The 20,423-nt window shown below is 65.7% G+C and carries 17 protein-coding genes; 8 read left to right on the top strand and 9 right to left on the bottom strand.

The window, feature by feature from the left end:
• Window positions 1-30: 30 nt before the first annotated feature.
• The 4 genes from Q0082_RS10765 (at window position 31) to Q0082_RS10750 (ending at window position 5,011) form a co-directional block, all read left to right on the top strand.
• Window positions 31-1,320 (top strand): acyl-CoA dehydrogenase family protein, encoded by a 1,290-nt coding sequence (locus Q0082_RS10765; RefSeq protein WP_298192356.1) that lies wholly within the window; start codon window positions 31-33, stop codon window positions 1,318-1,320.
• 123 nt (window positions 1,321-1,443) lie between these two features.
• Entirely contained in the window at window positions 1,444-2,535 is a 1,092-nt protein-coding gene (locus tag Q0082_RS10760; protein ID WP_298192354.1) for a Zn-dependent alcohol dehydrogenase, read from the top strand.
• Between the two features lie 7 nt (window positions 2,536-2,542).
• Window positions 2,543-3,619 carry a phosphotransferase family protein gene (locus Q0082_RS10755; protein ID WP_298192352.1) on the top strand — a complete coding sequence of 359 codons (1,077 nt, stop codon included), beginning with the start codon at window positions 2,543-2,545 and terminating at the stop codon, window positions 3,617-3,619.
• Between the two features lie 93 nt (window positions 3,620-3,712).
• Entirely contained in the window at window positions 3,713-5,011 is a 1,299-nt protein-coding gene (locus Q0082_RS10750; RefSeq protein ID WP_298192350.1) for an MFS transporter, read from the top strand.
• A 34-nt stretch (window positions 5,012-5,045) separates the two neighbouring features.
• Here the strand turns inward: Q0082_RS10750 and Q0082_RS10745 are convergent, their stop codons facing one another.
• A complete protein-coding gene (locus Q0082_RS10745) occupies window positions 5,046-5,816 on the bottom strand; it encodes an outer membrane beta-barrel protein (RefSeq protein ID WP_298192349.1) in 771 nt (256 codons plus the stop codon).
• Window positions 5,817-6,101: 285 nt separating this feature from the next.
• Between Q0082_RS10745 and Q0082_RS10740 the strand changes: the two genes are divergently transcribed.
• Window positions 6,102-6,920, top strand: coding sequence for a rhodanese-related sulfurtransferase (locus Q0082_RS10740; protein WP_298192347.1), 819 nt, complete (start codon window positions 6,102-6,104; stop codon window positions 6,918-6,920).
• A 107-nt stretch (window positions 6,921-7,027) separates the two neighbouring features.
• Here the strand turns inward: Q0082_RS10740 and clpB are convergent, their stop codons facing one another.
• Window positions 7,028-9,607: an ATP-dependent chaperone ClpB gene (clpB, locus tag Q0082_RS10735; RefSeq protein ID WP_298192345.1), complete on the bottom strand. Its 2,580-nt coding sequence runs from the start codon at window positions 9,605-9,607 to the stop codon at window positions 7,028-7,030.
• A 164-nt stretch (window positions 9,608-9,771) separates the two neighbouring features.
• Here clpB and Q0082_RS10730 point away from each other — a divergent pair, with 164 nt between their 5' ends.
• Together Q0082_RS10730 and Q0082_RS10725 are read left to right on the top strand one after the other, a co-directional pair.
• A complete protein-coding gene (locus Q0082_RS10730) occupies window positions 9,772-11,055 on the top strand; it encodes an MFS transporter (protein WP_298192342.1) in 1,284 nt (427 codons plus the stop codon).
• 316 nt (window positions 11,056-11,371) lie between these two features.
• Complete coding sequence (locus Q0082_RS10725; protein WP_298192340.1) at window positions 11,372-14,218, top strand: pitrilysin family protein; 2,847 nt, start codon at window positions 11,372-11,374, stop codon at window positions 14,216-14,218.
• Window positions 14,219-14,238: 20 nt separating this feature from the next.
• Here Q0082_RS10725 and Q0082_RS10720 read toward each other — a convergent pair whose 3' ends face one another.
• Window positions 14,239-15,156, bottom strand: a complete 918-nt coding sequence (locus Q0082_RS10720; RefSeq protein WP_298192338.1) for a hypothetical protein — start codon at window positions 15,154-15,156, stop codon at window positions 14,239-14,241.
• Window positions 15,153-15,620, bottom strand: coding sequence for a hypothetical protein (locus tag Q0082_RS10715; protein ID WP_298192337.1), 468 nt, complete (start codon window positions 15,618-15,620; stop codon window positions 15,153-15,155). The genes Q0082_RS10720 and Q0082_RS10715 overlap by 4 nt, the downstream gene beginning before the upstream one ends.
• Between Q0082_RS10715 and Q0082_RS10710 the strand changes: the two genes are divergently transcribed.
• Window positions 15,595-15,834, top strand: coding sequence for a hypothetical protein (locus Q0082_RS10710; RefSeq protein ID WP_298192335.1), 240 nt, complete (start codon window positions 15,595-15,597; stop codon window positions 15,832-15,834). The two genes, Q0082_RS10715 and Q0082_RS10710, sit on opposite strands and share 26 nt — an antisense overlap.
• A 122-nt stretch (window positions 15,835-15,956) precedes the next feature.
• On the opposite strand, the gene gatB is transcribed toward Q0082_RS10710, so the two are convergent.
• The 5 genes from gatB to rpsU form a co-directional block, all read right to left on the bottom strand.
• Window positions 15,957-17,450, bottom strand: coding sequence for an Asp-tRNA(Asn)/Glu-tRNA(Gln) amidotransferase subunit GatB (gene gatB, locus Q0082_RS10705; RefSeq protein WP_298192333.1), 1,494 nt, complete (start codon window positions 17,448-17,450; stop codon window positions 15,957-15,959).
• Window position 17,451: 1 nt separating this feature from the next.
• Window positions 17,452-18,948, bottom strand: coding sequence for an Asp-tRNA(Asn)/Glu-tRNA(Gln) amidotransferase subunit GatA (gene gatA / locus Q0082_RS10700; RefSeq protein WP_298192331.1), 1,497 nt, complete (start codon window positions 18,946-18,948; stop codon window positions 17,452-17,454).
• Window positions 18,948-19,250, bottom strand: coding sequence for an Asp-tRNA(Asn)/Glu-tRNA(Gln) amidotransferase subunit GatC (gene gatC, locus Q0082_RS10695; RefSeq protein ID WP_298192330.1), 303 nt, complete (start codon window positions 19,248-19,250; stop codon window positions 18,948-18,950). The genes gatA and gatC overlap by 1 nt, the downstream gene beginning before the upstream one ends.
• 57 nt (window positions 19,251-19,307) lie before the next feature.
• Window positions 19,308-19,868, bottom strand: a complete 561-nt coding sequence (locus Q0082_RS10690; protein ID WP_298192328.1) for an FKBP-type peptidyl-prolyl cis-trans isomerase — start codon at window positions 19,866-19,868, stop codon at window positions 19,308-19,310.
• Between the two features lie 168 nt (window positions 19,869-20,036).
• Window positions 20,037-20,243, bottom strand: a complete 207-nt coding sequence (gene rpsU / locus Q0082_RS10685; RefSeq protein ID WP_054121618.1) for a 30S ribosomal protein S21 — start codon at window positions 20,241-20,243, stop codon at window positions 20,037-20,039.
• Window positions 20,244-20,423 lie beyond the last annotated feature (180 nt).

The raw sequence follows: 20,423 nt of genomic DNA, 5'->3' as shown, positions 1-20,423 counted from the left end.
GCCACATGCCCGCACCGCAGGAGAGCAGACATGGATTTCGAACCCACCGAACGGCAGGTCTACTGGCGCGATCGCGTCCGCGATTTCATCGAGACCAACATCCGTCCGCGCCACAAGGACTACAAGGCCGAGCAGGCCAGCGGCGGCCGCTGGAAGGTGCTGCAGGTGGTCGAGGAAGAGAAGGCCAAGGCCAAGGCTGCCGGCATCTGGAACCTGTTCATGCCTCCGCGCAACGGCGGCCATCACCACGTCGATGATACCTTCGAGTTCGAAGGTCCCGGCCTCACCAACCTCGAATACGCGCTCTGCGCCGAGGAAATGGGCCGCATCTCGTGGGCCAGCGAAGTGTTCAACTGCTCCGCCCCCGATACCGGCAACATGGAAGTGTTCCACCGCTACGGCACGCGCGAGCAGAAGGAGCAATGGCTGCGCCCGCTGATGAATGGCGAGATCCGCTCCGCCTTCCTGATGACCGAGCCGCTCGTCGCTTCGTCGGACGCAACCAACATCGAAACCCGCATGGTGCGCGAAGGCGACGAATACGTCATCAACGGCCGCAAGTGGTGGTCCTCAGGACTCGGCGATCCGCGCTGCAAGATCGCCATCGTCATGGGCAAGACCGACACCAGCGCCAAGCGCCACGCGCAGCAGAGCCAAGTCCTCGTCCCCATGGACGCGCCGGGCGTCAACATCCTGCGCCACCTCCCCGTCTTCGGCTATGACGATGCGCCGCACGGCCACATGGAAGTGCTGCTCGAAAACGTCCGCGTCCCCGTCTCCAATGTCGTGCTCGGCGAAGGCCGCGGGTTCGAGATCGCACAGGGCCGCCTCGGGCCGGGCCGTATCCATCACTGCATGCGCACCATCGGCGTCGCCGAAGAAGCGCTCGCCAAGATGGCCCGCCGCCTCCAGTCGCGCGTCGCCTTCGGCAAGCGGATTTCGGAGCAGTCGGTGTGGGAAGAACGCATCGCCCGCGCCCGCATCGATATCGAGATGACCCGCCTGCTCTGCCTCAAGGCGGCGGACATGATGGACAAGGTCGGCAACAAGGCCGCCGCGCTCGAAATCGCGATGATCAAGGTGCAGGCGCCCAACATGGCGCTGCGCATCATCGATGATGCGATTCAGGCCCACGGCGGCGGCGGTGTCTCGGAAGACTTCGGCCTTGCCGAAGCCTACGCGCACCAGCGCACGCTGCGCCTCGCGGATGGTCCGGACGAAGTCCACGCCCGCGCTGTCGCCCGCATCGAATATGCGCGCCACACCGATCTGCCGAGCGACCCGGGCTTCACCTCGGGCGACATGGCGATCTCGCGCTGACCTATCTCCCCTCCCGCTCGCGGGAGGGGCCGGGGGAGGGTATGTTGCCCAGACACCCTCCCCGACACGCCCTCCCCTAACCCCTCCCGCCCGCGGGAGGGGGACTGTGCAAGGTAGATCCCCATGAAAGCCGCCATCCTCGAAGCCGCCGGCCAGCCGCTCGTCATCGACCAGCTCACCGTCTCGAAGCCCGGCCCGCACGAAGTCCTGATCCGCACCGCCGCCTGCGGCCTGTGCCATTCGGACCTGCACTTCATCGATGGCGCCTATCCCCACCCGATGCCCTGCGTTGCGGGTCACGAAGCCGCCGGCATCGTCGAGGAAGTCGGCAGTGAAGTGCGCACGGTCAAGAAGGGCGATGCGGTCGTCACCTGCCTCTCGGCCTTCTGCGGCCACTGCGAATTCTGCGTGACGGGCCGGATGTCGCTCTGCCTCGGCGGCGATACCCGCCGCCGCCCCGGCGAGGCACCGCGCCTTACCCGCTCCAGCGACGGCAGCTTGGTCAACCAGATGCTCAATCTCTCGGCCTTCGCCGAAATGATGCTGATCCACGAACACGCCTGCGTCGCGATCAACCCCGAGATGCCGCTCGACCGCGCCGCCGTCATCGGCTGCGCCGTCACCACCGGCGCGGGCACGATCTTCAACGCCTGCAAGGTGACGCCGGGTGAAACCGTCGCGGTGATCGGCTGCGGCGGTGTCGGCCTTGCCACGATCAACGCCGCCAAGATCGCCGGCGCAGGCCGCATCATCGCCGCCGATCCGATGCCGGAGAAGCGCGAACTGGCGATCAAGCTCGGCGCTACCGATGTCGTCGATGCGCTCGATCCCGATGCCGCGAAGCAGATCCAGGAAATGACCAAGGGCGGCGTCCACCACGCCATCGAGGCCGTCGGCCGCCCCGCCTCGGGCGATCTCGCCGTTGCCTCGCTGCGCCGCGGCGGCACCGCCACGATCCTCGGCATGATGCCGCTGAACCACAAGGTCGGCCTTTCCGCGATCGACTTGCTCTCTGGCAAGAAGCTGCAGGGCGCAATCATGGGTGGCAACCACTTCCCGGTCGATCTCCCGCGCCTCGTCGATTTCTACATGCGCGGCCTTTTGGACCTCGACAGCATCATCGCCGAGCGCATCCCCTTGGAAGGCATCAACGAAGGCTTCGAGAAGATGAAGGCCGGCCATTCCGCCCGCTCGGTCATCGTCTTCGATTCGTGAGGCCCCAATGACCGACGCCCCCATCGACGCACAGGCCGCCTTCACTGGCACCGTCGCCCCCGAAGGCGCGGACAAGCTGGACGAAGCCAAGCTCACCGCATGGTTCGAGGCCAACGTGGCGGGCTTTCAGGGCCCGCTCACCGTCTCGAAGTTCAAGGGCGGCCAGTCGAACCCCACCTACCGGATCGATGCGCCCTCCGGCCCCTACGTCCTCAGGCGCAAGCCCTTCGGCAAGCTGCTTCCGAGCGCCCATGCCGTCGACCGTGAATACAAGGTGCAGGCCGCGCTTGCCGGCACCAGTTTCCCGGTCGCCCCGCAGTATGGCCTCTGCACCGATGACGAGGTCGTCGGCTCGTGGTTCTACGTCATGGGCTGCGTCGATGGCCGCACGATCTGGGACGGCGCCATGCCCGGTGCGACGCCGGAGGACCGCCGCGCCACCTATCTCGCGATGGTCGATACCCTCGCCGCGCTCCATAGTGTCGATGTGGACGCCGTCGGCCTCTCCGATTTCGGCAAGCCCGGGAACTACTTCGGCCGCCAGGTCGATCGCTGGACCAAGCAGTACCGCCTCTCCGAAACCGAGCACATGGAGACGATGGAGCGCCTCATCGAGTGGCTCCCGCGCACCTTGCCCGAACAGACACGCGTCAGCGTTGTCCACGGCGACTACCGCATCGACAACATGATTTTCGCGCACGGCGAGCCAAAGCCGCTCGCGGTGCTCGACTGGGAGCTATCGACGCTGGGCGATCCGCTGGCCGATTTCACCTACTTCGCGATGGCGTGGTCCACCGAAAACGGCGGCCGCTCGGGCGTCATGGACCTTGACCGCAAGGCACTCGGCATTCCCGAACTCGATGAGGTCATCGCCCGCTACTGCGAGAAGACCCAGCGCGACGGCATCGCCGGCATGGACTGGTACCTCGCCTACAACTACTTCCGCCTCGCCGGCATCATCCAGGGCATCAAGAAACGCTACCTCGATGGCACCGCCAGCAGCGCCCATGCTGCTGCGATGTCCGACCGGGTCGGCCCGTTGGCGGATATGGCCTGGAACTACGCCGTGAAGGCTGGCGCCTGAACCCATCCCTCCCCGAGCTCGTCTCGGGAAGGTAGCGGCCCGCAAAGCTGACGGAGGGGCAATAACGGGCACCAGCCCCATGAAAGGACGAGGATGAACGAAACGGCCGCGCAAACACCCATACCCCAGTCCCTGCGCCTAGTGCTCGCCGTCCTCCTCGTCGTCTACATCTTCAATTTCCTCGATCGCCAGATCGTCAACATCCTTGCCGAGCCGATCCGCCGCGATCTTGGCCTCAGCGATACGCAGATCGGCCTCATGACCGGCATCGCGTTCGCCGCTTTCTACACCTTCCTCGGCATTCCCATCGCGCGCTTTGCTGACAAGCCCTCGACCAACCGCGTCGGCCTGATCGCCGGCGCGCTCGTCATTTGGTCTGGGATGACGGCGCTGTGCGGTCAGGCGCAGAATTTGGTGCAATTGCTGCTCGCCCGCATCGGGGTCGGCGTCGGCGAGGCGGGCTGTTCGCCCGCCGCCCATTCGCTGATTGCCGATCTGGCGCCGCCGGACAAGCGCGCCTCGGCCATGTCAATCTATGCCCTCGGCATTCCCATCGGCACCTTGCTCGGCATGCTGATCGGCGGTCTGCTCGCCGATGCCTATGGGTGGCGGGCTGCCTTTGTCGTGGTGGGCCTGCCAGGCGTGCTGCTGGCAGGCGCGGTCATGCTGCTGCTTCGCGATCCGCGCCGCGCGGGGGAAGCGCTGCGCGCGGCCAATGCCGCACCGCCGCCCAAGGCCTTGTCCAACCGCGAGGCGCTTGCGGAAATCCTCGGCTCGCGCGCGTTCGTGCTGCTGCTGGCGGCCGGCTCGGGCGCCGCTTTCCTGAGCTATGGCAAAGCGACCTGGACGACGATCTTCTTCCAGCGGACACACGGTCTCAGCGCGGGCGAAACCGGGTTCTGGTTCGGGCTTTGGGGCGGGCTCGCCGCGATTGCCGGAACGCTGGCCGGGGGCTGGCTGGCGGACCGCTTCGGCAAGACCAACCGCCAGCATGTGATGACCGCGCCCGCGATCGGCTTTGCCCTCGCCGCGCCGCTTTCCATCGCGGCTTACTTCATGACCGACTGGCGCTGGGCGCTCGCGCTGCTGATGATCCCCACCGCGCTCAATTCGCTTTACTACGGCCCCTGCTTTTCCAGCGCACAAGGACTGGTCAAGCCCGAAGCCCGCGCGATGGCGAGCGCGATCCTCCTGTTCAGCCAGAACCTGATCGGGCTGGGCCTCGGCCCGCTCTTCTTCGGGATGCTGTCCGACGGGATCAAGCCCATGGCCGGCACGGAAAGCGTACGCTGGGTGCTCTATGGCGCCGCCGTGATCGGGTTCGTACCCGCCTTCTTCTTCTGGCGCACCTCGCTGCGGCTCAACGAGGAACTCGACCGCAAGGGGCCGTGAGGATCAGCGCCCTCACAGCCCCTCCGTCACGCCATCACTTGCCCAGCGGGATACGGAAGCCCACCGAGACCAGCGACTGCCGGCTCTTGGCCTGCAGATCCGCCGGCACCAGATCGAGGTCCATCCGGGTCTTGCCGCCATCGCGGTAGTTGTACTGCCCGAACAGCTCGAACTTCGGCCCCAGCTTGTAGGTCGCGCCCGCCATCAGCTGCCAAGCGAAGTTGGTCTCCTTGCCCTGCCCGACGTCGATGTTCGAGGGGCGGTAGTCGAACTTCGTTTCCTGCACGCCGATGCCGCCACCGACATAGGGCTGGAACGCGCTGCCAGTGTTGATGTCATAGTAGGCGTTCACGAAACCGGCGATGCCGCGCTGGCTGCCGATCCCGCTGTCGACCACCTGGCCCACGGTCTTGCCCACCGTCGGCCCGCGCGTCAGCACCGAGGCGTCAAGGCCATCGATGTTGGTGCCGCCGACGGTCACGCCGCTGTGGCGCCGCACATCGGCGCGCGTGAAGGCGAACTCGCCCTCGATGCGGAAGCCGTTGTCGAAGCGATGACCGATCTGCGCCGCGAAGTTGTAGCCCACGTCGAAGCTGGTCTTCCAGCCGAGCGGCGTCCCCGAGGCAATGGCCGGATAGGCCGGGTTGGTCGTTGCGGGCACACCGGAAGTGAATGTACCTTCGTTATTAGAATTATGTGGTGCAACAATACCAGCAGACACACCGACATAAGTCTGTGCATTTGCATTGTTAGAAATCATTGTTGCAAAGCATGCCGAAGCAATCAGCAAATATGCTTTCCTCATTACGCAACCCTTTCTTTTGTACACACGCTCACACTCCCGAAACAATTCGAAATTGTTTCAGGTCATAACTGTTTGTGTTCGCGATGATTCGTCGATAATCTCGGCGCCTGTACTGAAAATGAACAGCGCGACGAGCTGTGTGGAGCGTGCCCGCGCAGGCAGGCCCCCCTGCTTTTCTTCTGCCAAGGTGTGGCGAAAATGCCCCAGCGCCACCGCCTACGCCCCTGCCCCCACCTCCGCCCCCGGCCTTGCCCCTGCGGCGCATTCCGCTCTAGGAGCGCGTCCATGGCCGCCTCCCTCACCGTCGCCGCGCTCTATCGCTTTGCCCGGTTCGAGGACCCTGCGGCCCTGCGTGCGCCACTGCTGGAGGCCAGTACCGCCGCCGGCATCAAGGGCACCCTCCTGCTCGCTCGCGAAGGCATCAACGGCACGATCGCCGGCAGCGCCGAAGGCATCGCCCGCGTGCTCGATCATATCCGCCAGCTCCCGGGCTGTGACGACCTCGATGTGAAGTATTCCAGCGCCGAGACGATGCCCTTCGGCCGACTCAAGGTCCGCCTCAAGCGCGAGATCGTGACGATGGGATTGGGCCAGAGGGGCGAGCCCGATATCGACCCCCTCGCCGCCGTCGGCACCTACGTGGCCCCGCACGACTGGAACGCCCTCATCAGCGATCCCGAGGTCATCGTGATTGACACGCGCAATGATTACGAAGTTGCCGTCGGCACCTTCGCGGGCGCCATCAATCCCGAAACCCGCTCCTTCCGCGAATTCCCCGCCTGGTTCCGCCGCGAACGGACGCGCCTCCTCGGCACCGGCAAAGCGCCCAAAGTCGCCATGTTCTGCACCGGCGGCATCCGCTGCGAGAAATCCACCGCCTTCCTCAAGGCCGAAGGCGTCGAAGATGTCTATCACCTGCGGGGCGGCATCCTGCGCTATCTCGAAGAGGTGCCTGCCGAACAGAGCCTGTGGCAGGGCGAATGCTTCGTGTTCGACGAGCGTGTCGCGCTCGGCCACGGCCTGACCGAGGGCGAACATACGCTCTGCAAGAGCTGCGGCCGCGCCGTCTCTGCCGGTAAAAGCTGCCCCTGCATCAATGCATAACCTGCCCCTCCCCCGCTCGGGGGAGGCTGGGTGGGGGTGAGCTGCGCCAGCAGGAAAGGGCTGAACCCCCTCCCCAACCCCTCCCCGCCGGGGAGGGGCCTGCTCTATCACCCCACCACAAACGTCAGCGCGCCGTCGCCCTCGTCGATCTTCACCGTGCTGCCATCGGGGATCTCGCCCCCCAGCAGCCGCTCGGCCAGCGGATCCTGCACATAGCGCTGCACCGCGCGCTTCAGCGGCCTTGCGCCATAGACCGGATCGTAGCCCACCCGGCCCAGCCAGCGCTTCGCCGCGTCGGTCAGGTCGATCACGATCTTGCGGTCCTTCAGCAGCGCTTGCACCCGCGCCACCTGCAGATCGACGATCGGCGCCATGTGCTCGTGGCCCAGCCGGTGAAACAGGATGATCTCGTCCAGCCGGTTCAGAAACTCCGGCCGGAAGTGCCCGCGCACCACGTCCATCACCTGCGGCTCGACGCTGCTCACGTCCTGTCCTTCCTCAAGGTTCGCGAGATACTGGCTGCCCAGATTCGAAGTCAGCACGATCAGCGTGTTGGTGAAGTCCACCACGCGGCCCTGTCCGTCTGTCAGGCGGCCATCGTCCAGCACTTGCAGCAGCACGTTGAACACGTCCTGATGCGCCTTCTCCACCTCGTCGAACAGCACGACCTGATAGGGCCGCCGCCGCACCGCCTCGGTCAGCACGCCGCCTTCATCATAGCCGACATAGCCCGGAGGCGCGCCGATCAGCCGGCTCACGGAATGCTTCTCCATGAACTCAGACATGTCGATGCGCACCATCGCGTTGTCGTCGTCGAACAGGAAGCCCGCGAGCGCCTTGGTCAGCTCGGTCTTGCCCACGCCCGTGGGGCCGAGGAAGAGGAACGAGCCCAAGGGCCGGTTCGGGTCCTGCAAACCAGCCCGCGCGCGGCGCACCGCTTTTGAAACGGCAACCACCGCATCGCGCTGCCCGATCACCCGCTTGCCGATGGTCTCTTCCATCTTGAGCAGCTTCTCGCGCTCGCCCTGCAGCATCCGCTCCACCGGCACGCCGGTCCAGCGGCTGACCACACCGGCGATGTCATCCGCGGTCACTTCCTCGCGCAGCAGCGCGTTCTCGGCCATGCCCTGCGCTTCGGCGAGCTGCTTCTCGAGCTCGGGAATCCGGCCATAGGCGAGCTCGCCCGCCTTGCCGAGATCACCCTGCCGCTGCGCCTGATCGAGCTCGATTCGCGCCGCATCCAGCGCTTCCTTTATCTTGCCCTCGGCGGCGATCTTGTCGCGCTCGTTCTGCCAGCGCGTCGTCAACTCGCCCGACTGCTGCTCGAGGTTCGCCAGCTCCTCGCGCAGCGCTGCCAGCCGGTCCTTCGAGGCACTGTCGCTCTCCTTGGCGAGCGCCATTTCCTCGATCTTGAGCTGGATGATTCGCCGGTCGAGGTTCTCGATCTCCTCGGGCTTGCTCTCCACTTCCATGCGCAGCCGGCTCGCCGCCTCGTCCATCAGGTCGATCGCCTTGTCCGGCAGGAAGCGGTCCGCGATGTAGCGGTTGGAAAGCGTTGCCGCGGCAACAATCGCGCCGTCGGTGATCCGCACGCCGTGGTGCAGCTCGTACTTCTCCTTGAGCCCGCGCAGGATCGAGATGGTGTCCTCCACGGTCGGCTCACCCACGAACACCGGCTGGAACCGCCGCTGCAGCGCGGGGTCCTTCTCGACATATTTCTGGTATTCATCGAGCGTCGTCGCGCCGATGCAGTGCAGTTCCCCGCGCGCCAGCGCCGGCTTCAGCAGGTTGCCCGCATCCATTGCGCCTTCCGATTTGCCCGCGCCGATCAGCGTGTGCATCTCGTCGATGAACAGGATGATCTCGCCCTCGGCGCCCTTCACCTCGTCGAGCACGGCCTTCAGCCGCTCCTCGAACTCGCCGCGATACTTCGCGCCCGCGATCAGGCTGCCCATGTCGAGCGCCATCAGGCGGCGGTGTTTCAGGCTGTCGGGCACGTCGCCATTGGCGATGCGCAGCGCAAGGCCTTCCGCAATCGCGGTCTTGCCCACACCGGGTTCGCCGATCAGCGCCGGGTTGTTCTTGGTGCGCCGCGCCAGGATCTGGATCGTGCGGCGAATTTCCTCGTCGCGCCCGATCACGGGATCAAGCTTGCCCTCGCGCGCCGCTTCGGTCAGGTCGCGGGCATACTTCTTCATCGCCTCATAGGCGTTCTCCGCCCCGGCGCTGTCCGCCGTGCGACCGCCTCGCAGCGCGGTGATCGCCGCCTCCAGCGCCTGCGCCGTCACGTTCGCGGTCTTGAGCGCCTGCCCTGCCGCGGTGGTGGTCGCCAGCGTCAGCGCGACAAGCATCCGTTCGACGGTCACATAGGCATCGCCAGACTTCGCCGCGATCTGCTCAGCGGCATCGAGCACACGCACGGCATCGTTGTCGAGGCCAGGGGTCTGCTGCGCCCCCCCGCCGGACACCGCAGGGATCTTGGCAAGCGCCTTGTCCACTTCGGCCAGCGCGACAGAAGCCGTGCCGCCAGCGCGCTGGATCAGCCCCGATGCCATGCCCTCGCTGTCCTCCAGCAAGGCCTTCAGCACGTGTTCGGGGCCAATCCGCTGGTGGCTATTGCGGATGGCAACGGTTTGCGCCGCCTGCAGAAAGCCTTTGGCGCGGTCGGTGAATTTCTCGAGGTTCATGGGTCAGATTTCCTCCTGATGCCCCGAAGGTAGTGTGTCATTTCGGCCACACAAGGATCTGGATCAAAAATCCGCACGTCGCTGGTCGAAGGTTTAATGCAATCATCTTGCACTTGTCTGGTCGGACAAAGGCGGGCATCACCGTCGCGGAGAGGAAAACCAGGATGGGCCAGACCGACGAAACCAGCCGCCAAGCCAGCGGCTCCCGCATCGCCCTGTGGTCCGCCACAGCCGCGTTGGCAGGGCTGCTGTTCGGCTTCGATGTCGCCGTCATTTCCGGCGCCGAAAAGGCAATACAGGCGCACTGGTCACTCTCACCCTTTGCGCACGGCCTTGTCCTTTCCGCCGCGCTCTGGGGCACGGTCATCGGCGCGCTCGGCGGGTCCTGGCCGACCGACCGGTTCGGCCGCCGCCCCACGCTGGTCGGGCTCGGTCTCGCCTATGTCGCCGCCTCGCTCGGCTCCGCGCTCGCCGTGGGCCCCGTCGATTTCGCTGCGTTCCGTTTGCTCGGAGGGCTTGCGATCGGCGTCTCATCCATCGCAGTCCCGGCCTATATCAGCGAGATCGCCCCGCCCGCCCGGCGCGGACAGCTCGGCGCGCTCTACCAGTTCAACATCGTGCTTGGCATTCTCGTCGCCTATTTCTCCAATTGGCTGATCGGCGCGAGCACAACGGGCACGGCTGCAGACGCTGCATGGCGCTGGATGCTCGGCATTCAGGCGCTTCCGTCCGCGATCTACCTCCTCGCCAGCCTCGGGCTCCCCGAAAGCCCCGTCTGGCTCGCCGGGCGCGGCATCATTGGCAAAGGCGCCACCGTGCCCTGGAGCGCGTTTTTGCGGCCACCGCTGCAGCGTCCCGCCGCCCTCGCCTTCACCATCGCCCTGTTCAACCAGCTTTCCGGCATCAACGCGGTCGTCTATTTCGCCCCGCGCCTGTTCGAGGAAGCCGGGCTCGGCACCGCAGCCGCACTCCTCGCCTCGCTCGGCATCGGTGTCGTCAATCTCGTCGCGACCGGCCTGGCCGTGCTCCTGATCGACAAGCTGGGGCGCCGCACGCTGATGCTGATCGGCTCGGTAGGCTACTGCGTCTCGCTTGCCGCCATCGCCGCCGCCTTTGCTGCCGATGCCGGCGCACTCGTCGCCCCGCTCGTCTTCCTGTTCATTGCCGCCCATGCAGTAGGACAGGGCGCGGTGATCTGGGTGTTCATCGCCGAAGTCTTCCCGGCCAATGCCCGCGCCCGCGGCCAGACCATCGGCTGCGGCACGCACTGGCTCCTCGCTGCGCTCGTTTCACTGCTCATGCCGCCGGCCCTTGCCACGTTCCCGCCTGAGGCGATCTTCGACTTCTTCTTCCTGATGATGCTGTTGCAGCTCTTCTGGGTTGCCCGAACGATGCCCGAAACGCGCGGGGTCCCGGTCGATGGCGCTATGCCGCTCGTCGGACACTGACTGTCCTACACGCGCACTTGCCGCTATGCTTTGCCGCATGACGTCAGTCTGCCCAGCCTCCTGCCAGACCCTGATCGATGCAGCCGATCAAAAATCCACCAGTGATCGATTCCAGTTGATCTCCAGGACAGTGTCAACTGTGTCAACTTGCCGCCGCGAGGCACGCCCATCGGGGCAAGCGAGCATCCGAATCGATTTTGCTTCTGTTCAGCCAAGCCATGCTCTGAAACAGAGCGACCTCCTCCTTCAGTGCGGCCGCCGTCCGGCCCGCCGCCCCAGCCGCAGGATCACCATGCCCCGTTCGCTACCCCGTTCGATGATGGCCACGCTTCTGGCGCTTCCCGTCCTCCTTGCTGCCGTCCCCGCACTGGCCGCCGATCCGGCTGCGCCCCAGATCTCTTCTGCTGCGCTCAAGGCTGCGCCAGTCGCCGATCTCGTCAAGGCAGTGGACATTCCCTACGAGCGCTTCACGCTCCCCAACGGCCTTACCGTTCTCGTCCACACCGATCGCAAGGCGCCCGTCGTCGCGGTCTCCGTATGGTACAAGGTCGGCTCCAAGAACGAGCCGCGCGGCAAGACCGGCTTTGCCCACCTTTTCGAGCACCTCATGTTCAACGGCTCGGAGAACGCGCCGGACGACTATTTCGGCCCGATGAAGCAAGTCGGCGCGACCGACATGAACGGCACGACCTGGTTCGACCGTACCAACTACTATGAGACCGTGCCCAAGGCCGCACTCGACCGCGCGCTGATGCTCGAGAGCGACCGCATGGGACACCTGCTCGGCGCGGTCACGCAGGAGAAACTCGATAACCAGCGCGGCGTCGTCCAGAACGAGAAGCGCCAGGGTGACAACGCGCCGTTCGGCCTGATCGAATACGAGGAGTTCGAGACGCTCTACCCCGCGGGGAACCCTTATCACCACACGACCATCGGCTCGATGGCCGATCTTGACAGCGCCAGCCTTGCCGATGTGAAGGCATGGTTCCGAGATCACTACGGCCCCAACAACGCCGTGCTGGTGCTGGCAGGCGATATCGATCTCGCCGCCGCCAAGGCCAAGGTGGAAAAGTGGTTCGGGGCGATCCCTGCCGGCCCCGCAGTCCAGCCCGTCAGCGTGCCGGTGCCGACTTTGCCCGCGCCGATCACCCGCACCGTGCAGGACCGCGTCGCCACGACCCGGGTCTACCGCATGTGGGCAATCCCCGGGCTCGACAATCCGGATTACCTGCCCCTCCAGGTCGGCGGCCTGATCCTCGGCGGCCTCGCCAGTTCGCGGCTCGACGATGCGCTGGTGCGCGGTGCGCAGACCGCTGTCTCGGCCTCTGCCCATGCCGATGTCTTCGCGCAGGGTGGCCAGTTCGTGATGGAAGCCGATGTGAAGCCCGGCGCCGATCCGGCCAAGGTCGGCGCGGCGCTCGATGCGCAGCTCACGCGCCTGATAACCGAAGGCCCCACGCAGGACGAACTCGCCCGCGCCGCCACCACCTTCGCCGCCAGCCAGATCCGCTCGCTCGAATCTGTCGGCGGCAACGGCAAGGCCGCAACGCTGGCGGAAGGCCTGCTCTATTCGGGCGATCCGGCCTATTACCGCACTGAGCTGGAGGCGACTGCAAAGCTTACGCCGGCAGCAGTGCGTGATGCGCTGGCCAAGTGGCTGAAGCGCCCGGTCTTCGCGCTCACCGTCGTTCCTGGTGAGCGGACCAGCGGCGGCGAAGCCCGCGGCGGCGATCCTGCGCTGCCGCCCGCTGTCGCAGCACCCGCTGTTCCCGCCACTCCTGCAGCAACTGTGGCCGATGCCGATCGCAGCAATATCCCACCCGCCGGTGATGTCCCCACGCTCGAATTCCCGGCCATTGAGCGGACCAGCCTCAAGAACGGCATCAAAGTCGTCTTCGCCCGCCGCAGCGCGGTGCCGATCGTCTCGGTGCGCGTTTCCTTCGATGCGGGCTATGCCGCCGATCCCAAGGACGCGCGCGGCACCACCGCCCTTTTGCTGCGCCTGATGAACGAAGGCACCACCAGCCTCGATTCTTCCGCACTCGCCCGCGCCAAGGAGACGCTGGGTGCTTCGATCAACGGAATGGGCATGCCGGACTCGACCGCGTTCGAACTCAATGCGCTGGTGCCCAACCTCTCGGCCTCGCTAGAGCTCCTTGCGGACTACGTGCGCCACCCCGCGCTCGATTCGGCGGAACTCGAGCGCGTGCGCAACCAGCAGCTGAGCACGATCCAGTCCGAGCGTACCGATCCCTATTCGCTCGCCAGCCGCGTACTCTACCCCACGATCTACGGCCCCGCGCACCCCTATGGCTATGCCCCCAGCGGCACGGGCGAGGCGGACGTGGTGAAGAAGCTGACCCGCGCTGATCTCGCTGCCTTCCATGCCCGCTGGCTGCGGCCGGACCGCGCGACGATCTATGTCGTGGGCGACACCACGCTCGGCGATGTCGTCCCGCTGCTCGAGAAGAGCTTCGGCAACTGGCCCTCGAACCGCATGGCCCCGCCGGTCAAGGATTTCTCGGCCCCCATCCCCGCGCCCACGCCCCGCATCGTGCTGATCGACCGCCCCGGCTCGCCGCAGTCGATGATCCTCGGCGGTGAGGTCATCGCGGCCAAGGGCACCGACGATACCGTGACGCTGCGCACCGCGAACGACGTGCTCGGGGGCGATTTCCTCAGCCGCATGAACACCAATCTGCGCGAGACCAAGGGCTGGTCCTACGGTGTCTCAAGCCTGGTGAACGACCGCGCAGACCGCCTGCTGTTCATGATCTACGCGCCCGTCCAGACCGACCAGACCGGCCCCTCGATCACCGAACTGCGCGGCGAGATGACGCGCTACCTCGGCGCGAAGGGCACAACGCCGGAGGAAGCCGCGCTCGCCACGCAGGGCAGCGCGCGCGAACTCCCCGGCGCTTTCGAGACTTCGGGTGCGGTGCTGGATGGTGTCGCCAAGATCGAGACATACAAGCGGCCCGACACCTACTTTGCGGCGCTGCCGGCGCGCTACCGCGCCATGACCCCAGCGGACCTCGACGCCGCCGCGCGGCAGACGATCGATCCGGCCAAGCTCGTCTGGGTCGTCGTCGGCGATGCTGCCAAGGTCAAGCAGCAGCTCGAAGGCCTCGGCTTGCCGGTGGAGGTGCAGAAGGGGGAGTGAGGGGCTTACCCCCTCACACCTCACTTCTTGATTTTGGCCCGGCTCACCAGCGTCGGGCTCTCGATCTCCTGCCCGGTACGCAGATCCACCGGGATGTCGCGGTGGTAGCCCAGAATATCCGGCACCGGCGGCAGCCGCGAAATGAAGATGCCGAAGAAATTGTTCAGCTTCCCGCTGGCATGGAATTCCGGCTGGGCCGAGGGCCAAGCCTTCAGGCTGGCGGGAAGGCCGAACCGGATTGCATCGACAACGAATGTCTTGCGCGGCTCCTTGCCCTCAGCTGCGCGCTTTGCGGCGGCTTCCGTGGCCGTCATGCGCGCGACGTCCATGTCCTCGGCCCACTTCGGCGCGGCGATGAACCAGTTGCCGGTGTCCGTCACCACGCCCGGCTTCACCTCGAACCGAACGGTTCCCATGCACATGCATGTGCCGCCGGCGGGCAAGCCATTGCCGCCCATCACGGAACCATACCAGACATAAGTACCGGGCTTGACCGCCTGCAGGTAATAGACCGTCTCACCCTTGGCGTAGACGAATTGCGGCCCGAAAGCTGCCATATCGCGCAGTTCCGGCGGATCGACCTTCACCGTCTGCAGGGTCGGCATCGGCGGCTCGGGCGGCGGCGCAGTGTGATTGGCCTTCGCATTGTCTGCGAGAATCTGCCAGTTCGCGTGATCCTGCTTGTAGGCGCGCAGCGCCTTGTCGAGCGCCTTCTGGCGGTCTTTCTCCCATGCCGCGATGGTTGTCTCGTCCGGCACCCTAAGGAACATGCCGATCTGACGGACCGGACCGCTGACGAGGATGTAACCCTTGGCCGGATCAAGCTTGGCCTTGCCCGAGATGACGTCCTTTTCCTCGACCGGATCGGCGCGGACAGCGGTGCTGGCAAGCAAGATAGCGGCAAGAACCACAGCGATCAGGGTGCGCACGATCCTCACAGCCCGAGCTCCTTGGTCGTTGGCGCAGTGCCGGATGCGACAAGCGCCTGCAGCGCCAGCGCTTCATTGCGCCGGTCTTCCTTCTTGCGGCCCATGCCTTCCTCGAAGTTGAACTCGGCCCACAAGTCGCGGCTGAGGCCGTAGCGCTTGTAGTCCTTGAAATGCATGCAGTTGCGCAAATTGATGCGCCGCTGCTCACGCCGGGCAGACGATCCGAAGATCGCATCCATCATCGCCCCGGCAATAGCCCCGCCGACGCCCGCCGCCAGCACGCTGCTGTTGGCCAAGGCCGCCGCGGTCGCAGTGGAGGAATCGTAATAGATGCTGCTGCCGCTGGCGAGCGCATCACACTCGTGAATATCGATATACGCCTCGGTAAAGGTCGTGTTCGCCCGGTGGAAATAGAAGTACTTGTCGAAGTCCTTCTCGGTCTCAGGCGTGGAGACGAATTCCAGCTTCGGCATTGCCAGACCATCCGGCGAAGGGATCGCGAAGGGGCTTTCCGGAACCGGTGCAGCAGTCTGCGACGGTGCGGTTGCTGCGGGCGTTGCCGAGGCTGCGGGCGCCGCCGGTTCAGGCGCGACCGTGGCTGTAGGGGCTGGCGGCGAGCCGGTGGCGTCCTGTGCGGCGCAAGGCGCAGCCGCCATGCCGACGGCCAACGCGGCCGCCAATGCGTGATATCGAAGCACAAATCCCCCCCAGCGGTAATCGCATGGGGATAGCAGCACACAACATCCGGTGTTGGAAGGCAAATTGCAGCCATCCCGGACAGGATCGCCCGGTCTGGCCGCGACTGGCCCTCAGCCCAGCTTCGCCTTGAGCACTTCGTTGACCAGCTGCGGATTGCCCTTGCCCTGCATCGCCTTCATCGTCTGACCGACGAAGAAGCCGAACAGCGCTTCCTTGCCGCCCTTGTATTGGGCGACCTTGTCCGCATTCGCAGCCAGAACGGCATCGACAGCCGCCTCGATCGCGCCGGTGTCGGAGGTCTGGGTCAGGCCCTCGCGCTCGACGATCACGCTTGGCGCATCACCCGTTTCGAGCATCTTTTCGAGCACCTGCTTCGCTGCGCTGCCCGAGATCGTGCCCTTGCCGACGAGCGCGAGCAGCTCGCCTCCCGCATCGGGGCTGACGGGGCTTTCGAGGAGGCCCTTGCCGAGCTTGTTGAGCGCGCCGAAGAGTTCCGACGTCAGCCAGTTGGCCGCCTGCTTGGCAACTTCGCTCTCGGGCTTGCCCTGCTGCGTGGCGCTCGCGGCCAGCAGCGCTTCGAACCAGCGCGAGGTTTCGACCTCGGCGGTCAGCACGCCAGCGTTGTAGGCGGAGAGCCCCAGCACGGTTTCGTAGCGGTGACGCTTGGCATCGGGCAGTTCGGGCAGGCTCGCGCGGCATTCCTCGAGGAACGCGTCGTCGAGCTCGACCGGGAGCAGATCGGGATCGGGGAAGTAGCGATAATCGTGCGCATCTTCCTTGCTGCGCATCGAGCGGGTCTCGTTGCGGTCCGGATCGTAGAGCCGGGTTTCCTGCACGACCTTGCCGCCGTCTTCGATCAGCGCAACCTGGCGCTTGGCTTCCTGCTCGACCACGGCCATCACGAAGCGCACGGAGTTGACGTTCTTCGTCTCGGTCCGCGTGCCGAAAGGCTCACCCGGGCGGCGCACCGAGACGTTTACGTCCGCGCGCATCGAGCCCTGGTCCATGTTGCCATCGCACGAGCCGACATAGCGCAGGATCGTGCGCAGCTTGGCGAGATAGGCCCCGGCCTCGGCGGGCGAGCGCATGTCCGGACGGCTCACGATTTCCATCAGCGCCACGCCCGACCGGTTGAGATCGACGTAGGACATCGTCGGGTGCTGATCGTGCATCAGCTTGCCCGCATCCTGCTCGATGTGAATGCGCTCGATCCCGATCGTCTTGGTACTCTCGGGGTTCTTATCGTCGAGCTGCACCTCGATCGCGCCCTCGCCCACGATGGGGTGGTAAAGCTGGCTGATCTGGTAGCCCTGCGGCAAGTCCGCGTAGAAGTAGTTCTTGCGGTCAAACCGCGACCACTTGTTGATCTGCGCATTGATGGCAAGGCCGGTGCGCACAGCCTGGCGGATGCACTCGCGGTTGGGCACCGGCAGCATACCGGGCATCGCCGCATCGACGAGGCTGACCTGCGTGTTGGGCTCCGCGCCGAACGCGGTTGCCGCGCCCGAGAACAGCTTGGCCTGCGTGCTGATCTGCGCATGGACTTCGAGGCCGATCACGACCTCCCATTCGCCGGTTGCGCCCTGGATACGATAGTCGCTCATCTTACCACCACTTCGCCGGACGCGCGGTGAACCCCGCGCGGGCTTCGATTGCCAGACCCGCATCGAGCACGCCCTGTTCGTCGAACGGGCGGCCGATCAGCTGGAGCCCCAGCGGCAGACCCTGCCGGTCGAGGCCCGCAGGCACCGACATGGCAGGCAGGCCTGCCAGCGAGGCGGGCACGGCGAACACGTCGTTGAGATACATCGCCAGCGGGTCGCTCACCATCTCGCCAAGACCAAACGCGGCGGTCGGCGCGGTGGGGGCAAGGATCACGTCGACGGTCTGGAACGCGTCCATGAAGTCGCGGCTGATCAAGGTGCGGACCTTCTGCGCCTGCGTGTAGTAGGCATCGTAGAATCCCGCCGAAAGCACGTAGGTGCCGATCATGATGCGGCGCTTCACTTCCGGGCCGAACCCGGCTGCGCGCGTCGCGGCATACATGTCCTGCAGCCCGGCGCCCTGCGGCAGATCGCGCAAGCCGTAGCGCACACCATCATAGCGCGCGAGGTTCGACGAGGCTTCGGCGGGGGCGATGATGTAGTAGGCGGGCAGCGCGTACTTGGTGTGCGCGAGGTTGATGTCGACGATCTCCGCGCCCGCGTCCTTGAGCCAGGCGATGCCTTCGTCCCACACGCGTGCGACGTCGGCGTCCATCCCGTCCATGCGGTATTCGCGCGGGATGCCGACCTTCTTGCCGCGCAGGTCGGCGTTCAGATTGGCTTCCCAGTCCGGCACCGGCTTGTCGAGGCTGGTCGAATCCTTGGGATCGAACCCGGCCATCGCTTCCAGCATGATGGCGCAATCACGCACATCGCGCGCCATTGGGCCTGCCTGATCGAGGCTGGAGGCAAAGGCGACAATGCCCCAGCGCGAGCAGCGGCCATAGGTCGGCTTGATGCCCGAAATGCCGGTGAAGGCGGCGGGCTGGCGGATCGAACCGCCGGTGTCAGTGCCGGTCGCGGCTGGCGCGATGCGTGCCGAAACCGCCGCCGAGGAACCGCCCGACGAGCCGCCCGGAGCCAGCTGCGCCTCACTGCCTTCGCGGCGCCACGGCGAGATCACGTTCCCGAACGCGCTCGTCTCGTTCGAGGAGCCCATCGCGAACTGGTCGAGGTTGAGCTTGCCGAGCATGCCCGCGCCCGCATCCCACAGCTTCTGGCTGACGGTGGATTCGTAAGGTGGCACAAAGTTGCCGAGGATGTTCGAGGCAGCAGTGGTCTTGGTGCCGGTCGTCGCGAACAAGTCCTTCATGCCGATCGGCACGCCGGCCATCTTGCCGAGCGGCTTGCCTGCCGCGCGGTCCGCATCGACGGCGGCGGCAGCTTCGAGCGCCTTTTCGGGCGTCAGCGTGATGAAGGCGTTGAGCGCAGGCTGCGCAGCGGCGACGGCGGCGTTGAACGCGCCGGCCACTTCGACAGCGGTGAATTCGCCCTTCGCAACACCCTCGCGGATCGCGGCTACGCCGAGGTCAGTCAGTTCGCTGGCGGTCTTTGGCATTATTCGATCACCTTGGGCACGCCGAAGAAGCCGTGTTCACCGGCGGGCGCGTTGGAGAGCACCTTTTCGCGCACGTCACCGCCGGTGAGCGGATCGGCACCGATCACATCGTCGCGCAGGCGCTGCTGGTTTGGGATCACCGCCGTCATCGGCGCGATCCCTTCCACGTTCACTTCGCCGAGCTGTTCGACCCAGGCAAGGATGCCGTTAAGCTCGGGCACCATCGCCGCGATCTCTTCGTCGGTCACCTTGATGCGGGCCAGCGCGGCAATTCTGGCCACCGTGGCGGTGTCTACGGACATGGCTGTCTCTCGAAAGTCTGTGGCCAGCAGGCGCGCCGCTGGCCGGGAACCGGAAAATCAGGGCTGCGGCATGCTTTCAGGCGCGGCGCCAGGACCAGAGCCGCCCTTCGGCGCGCTGCCCATCTGCTGTTGCAGTTGCTGGAGCATCTGGCGGCGCTGCTCGATCTCAGCCGCGCTCTTGAAATCGAGCAGTTCGACGTCGAAGGTCAGATCGCTATTCGCGGGGATCACCACTTCGCCAGTCGACGGGTTCTTCTGGTCCTGCGCGCCATAGGCCATCGCGGCGGGAATGATCAGCTTGTACTTGCCGCCGCGCTGCATCTTCTGCAGCCCCTTGCTGAAGCCGGGGATCACGCCCTCGACCGGCATGGCGACCTTCTCGCCCTTGTCGAACTCCTTGCCGCTGGCGAGGTGGCCGGCATAGTTGACGAGCACGACATCGCCCAGCGTCGGCGACGGGCCAGAGCCAACCTTGAGGGTTTCAACCACGAGACCCTGATAGCGCGTCGACCAGGCAGCAGTCGCGCCGATCAGCAGCGCGAGGATCACGCCGATCCAGATGCGGGTGAGCGATCCCTTGCCAACCGGCTGGAGCGGAACGCGGGTGATTTCCGACATGTCTTCCCCTTATGCGGAGCTTGCGGGACGGCTCCGATTCCATGCCCTGATGCCGCACCGACCGGCGTCGGACAAGCGAAAGGGCGCCGCGAATACGGCGCCCTCTTGGCCCAGCCGGACCCTTATCGCAAGAGGCTAAGGGGCAGAACGCGCTGCCCCCGCAGCAGCTTACTTGCCGCCGTCGCGCTCAAGCCGCTTGCGCTCCATCTTGCGGGCGCGGCGGACAGCAGCAGCCTTTTCACGGGCGCGCTTTTCCGAGGGCTTTTCAAAGTGACGGCGCAGCTTCATCTCGCGGTACACGCCCTCACGCTGCAGCTTCTTCTTGAGCGCGCGAAGGGCCTGATCGACATTGTTGTCGCGAACGAGAATCTGCATAAACCGCTACACCTCAATGCTGATGGCGAGAGCCCGCCCACGCGGGAGTCACCTAGAATCACAGAAATAGAAAACGCGCCGAATCCGAACGGATCGGCTCTCACGCGGCGCCCGCTACCAAAAGAGCCCCCGCAAGGCAAGCAATCTCGTGCAATTGGCGCCCGCCTGCGTTAGGGGCTT

This window comes from Novosphingobium sp. (assembly GCF_027489515.1).
Classification (GTDB): Bacteria; Pseudomonadota; Alphaproteobacteria; order Sphingomonadales; family Sphingomonadaceae; genus Novosphingobium.
The sequence above is the reverse complement of the archived record's forward strand: the minus strand, read 5'-3'. Positions and strand labels throughout refer to the sequence as shown.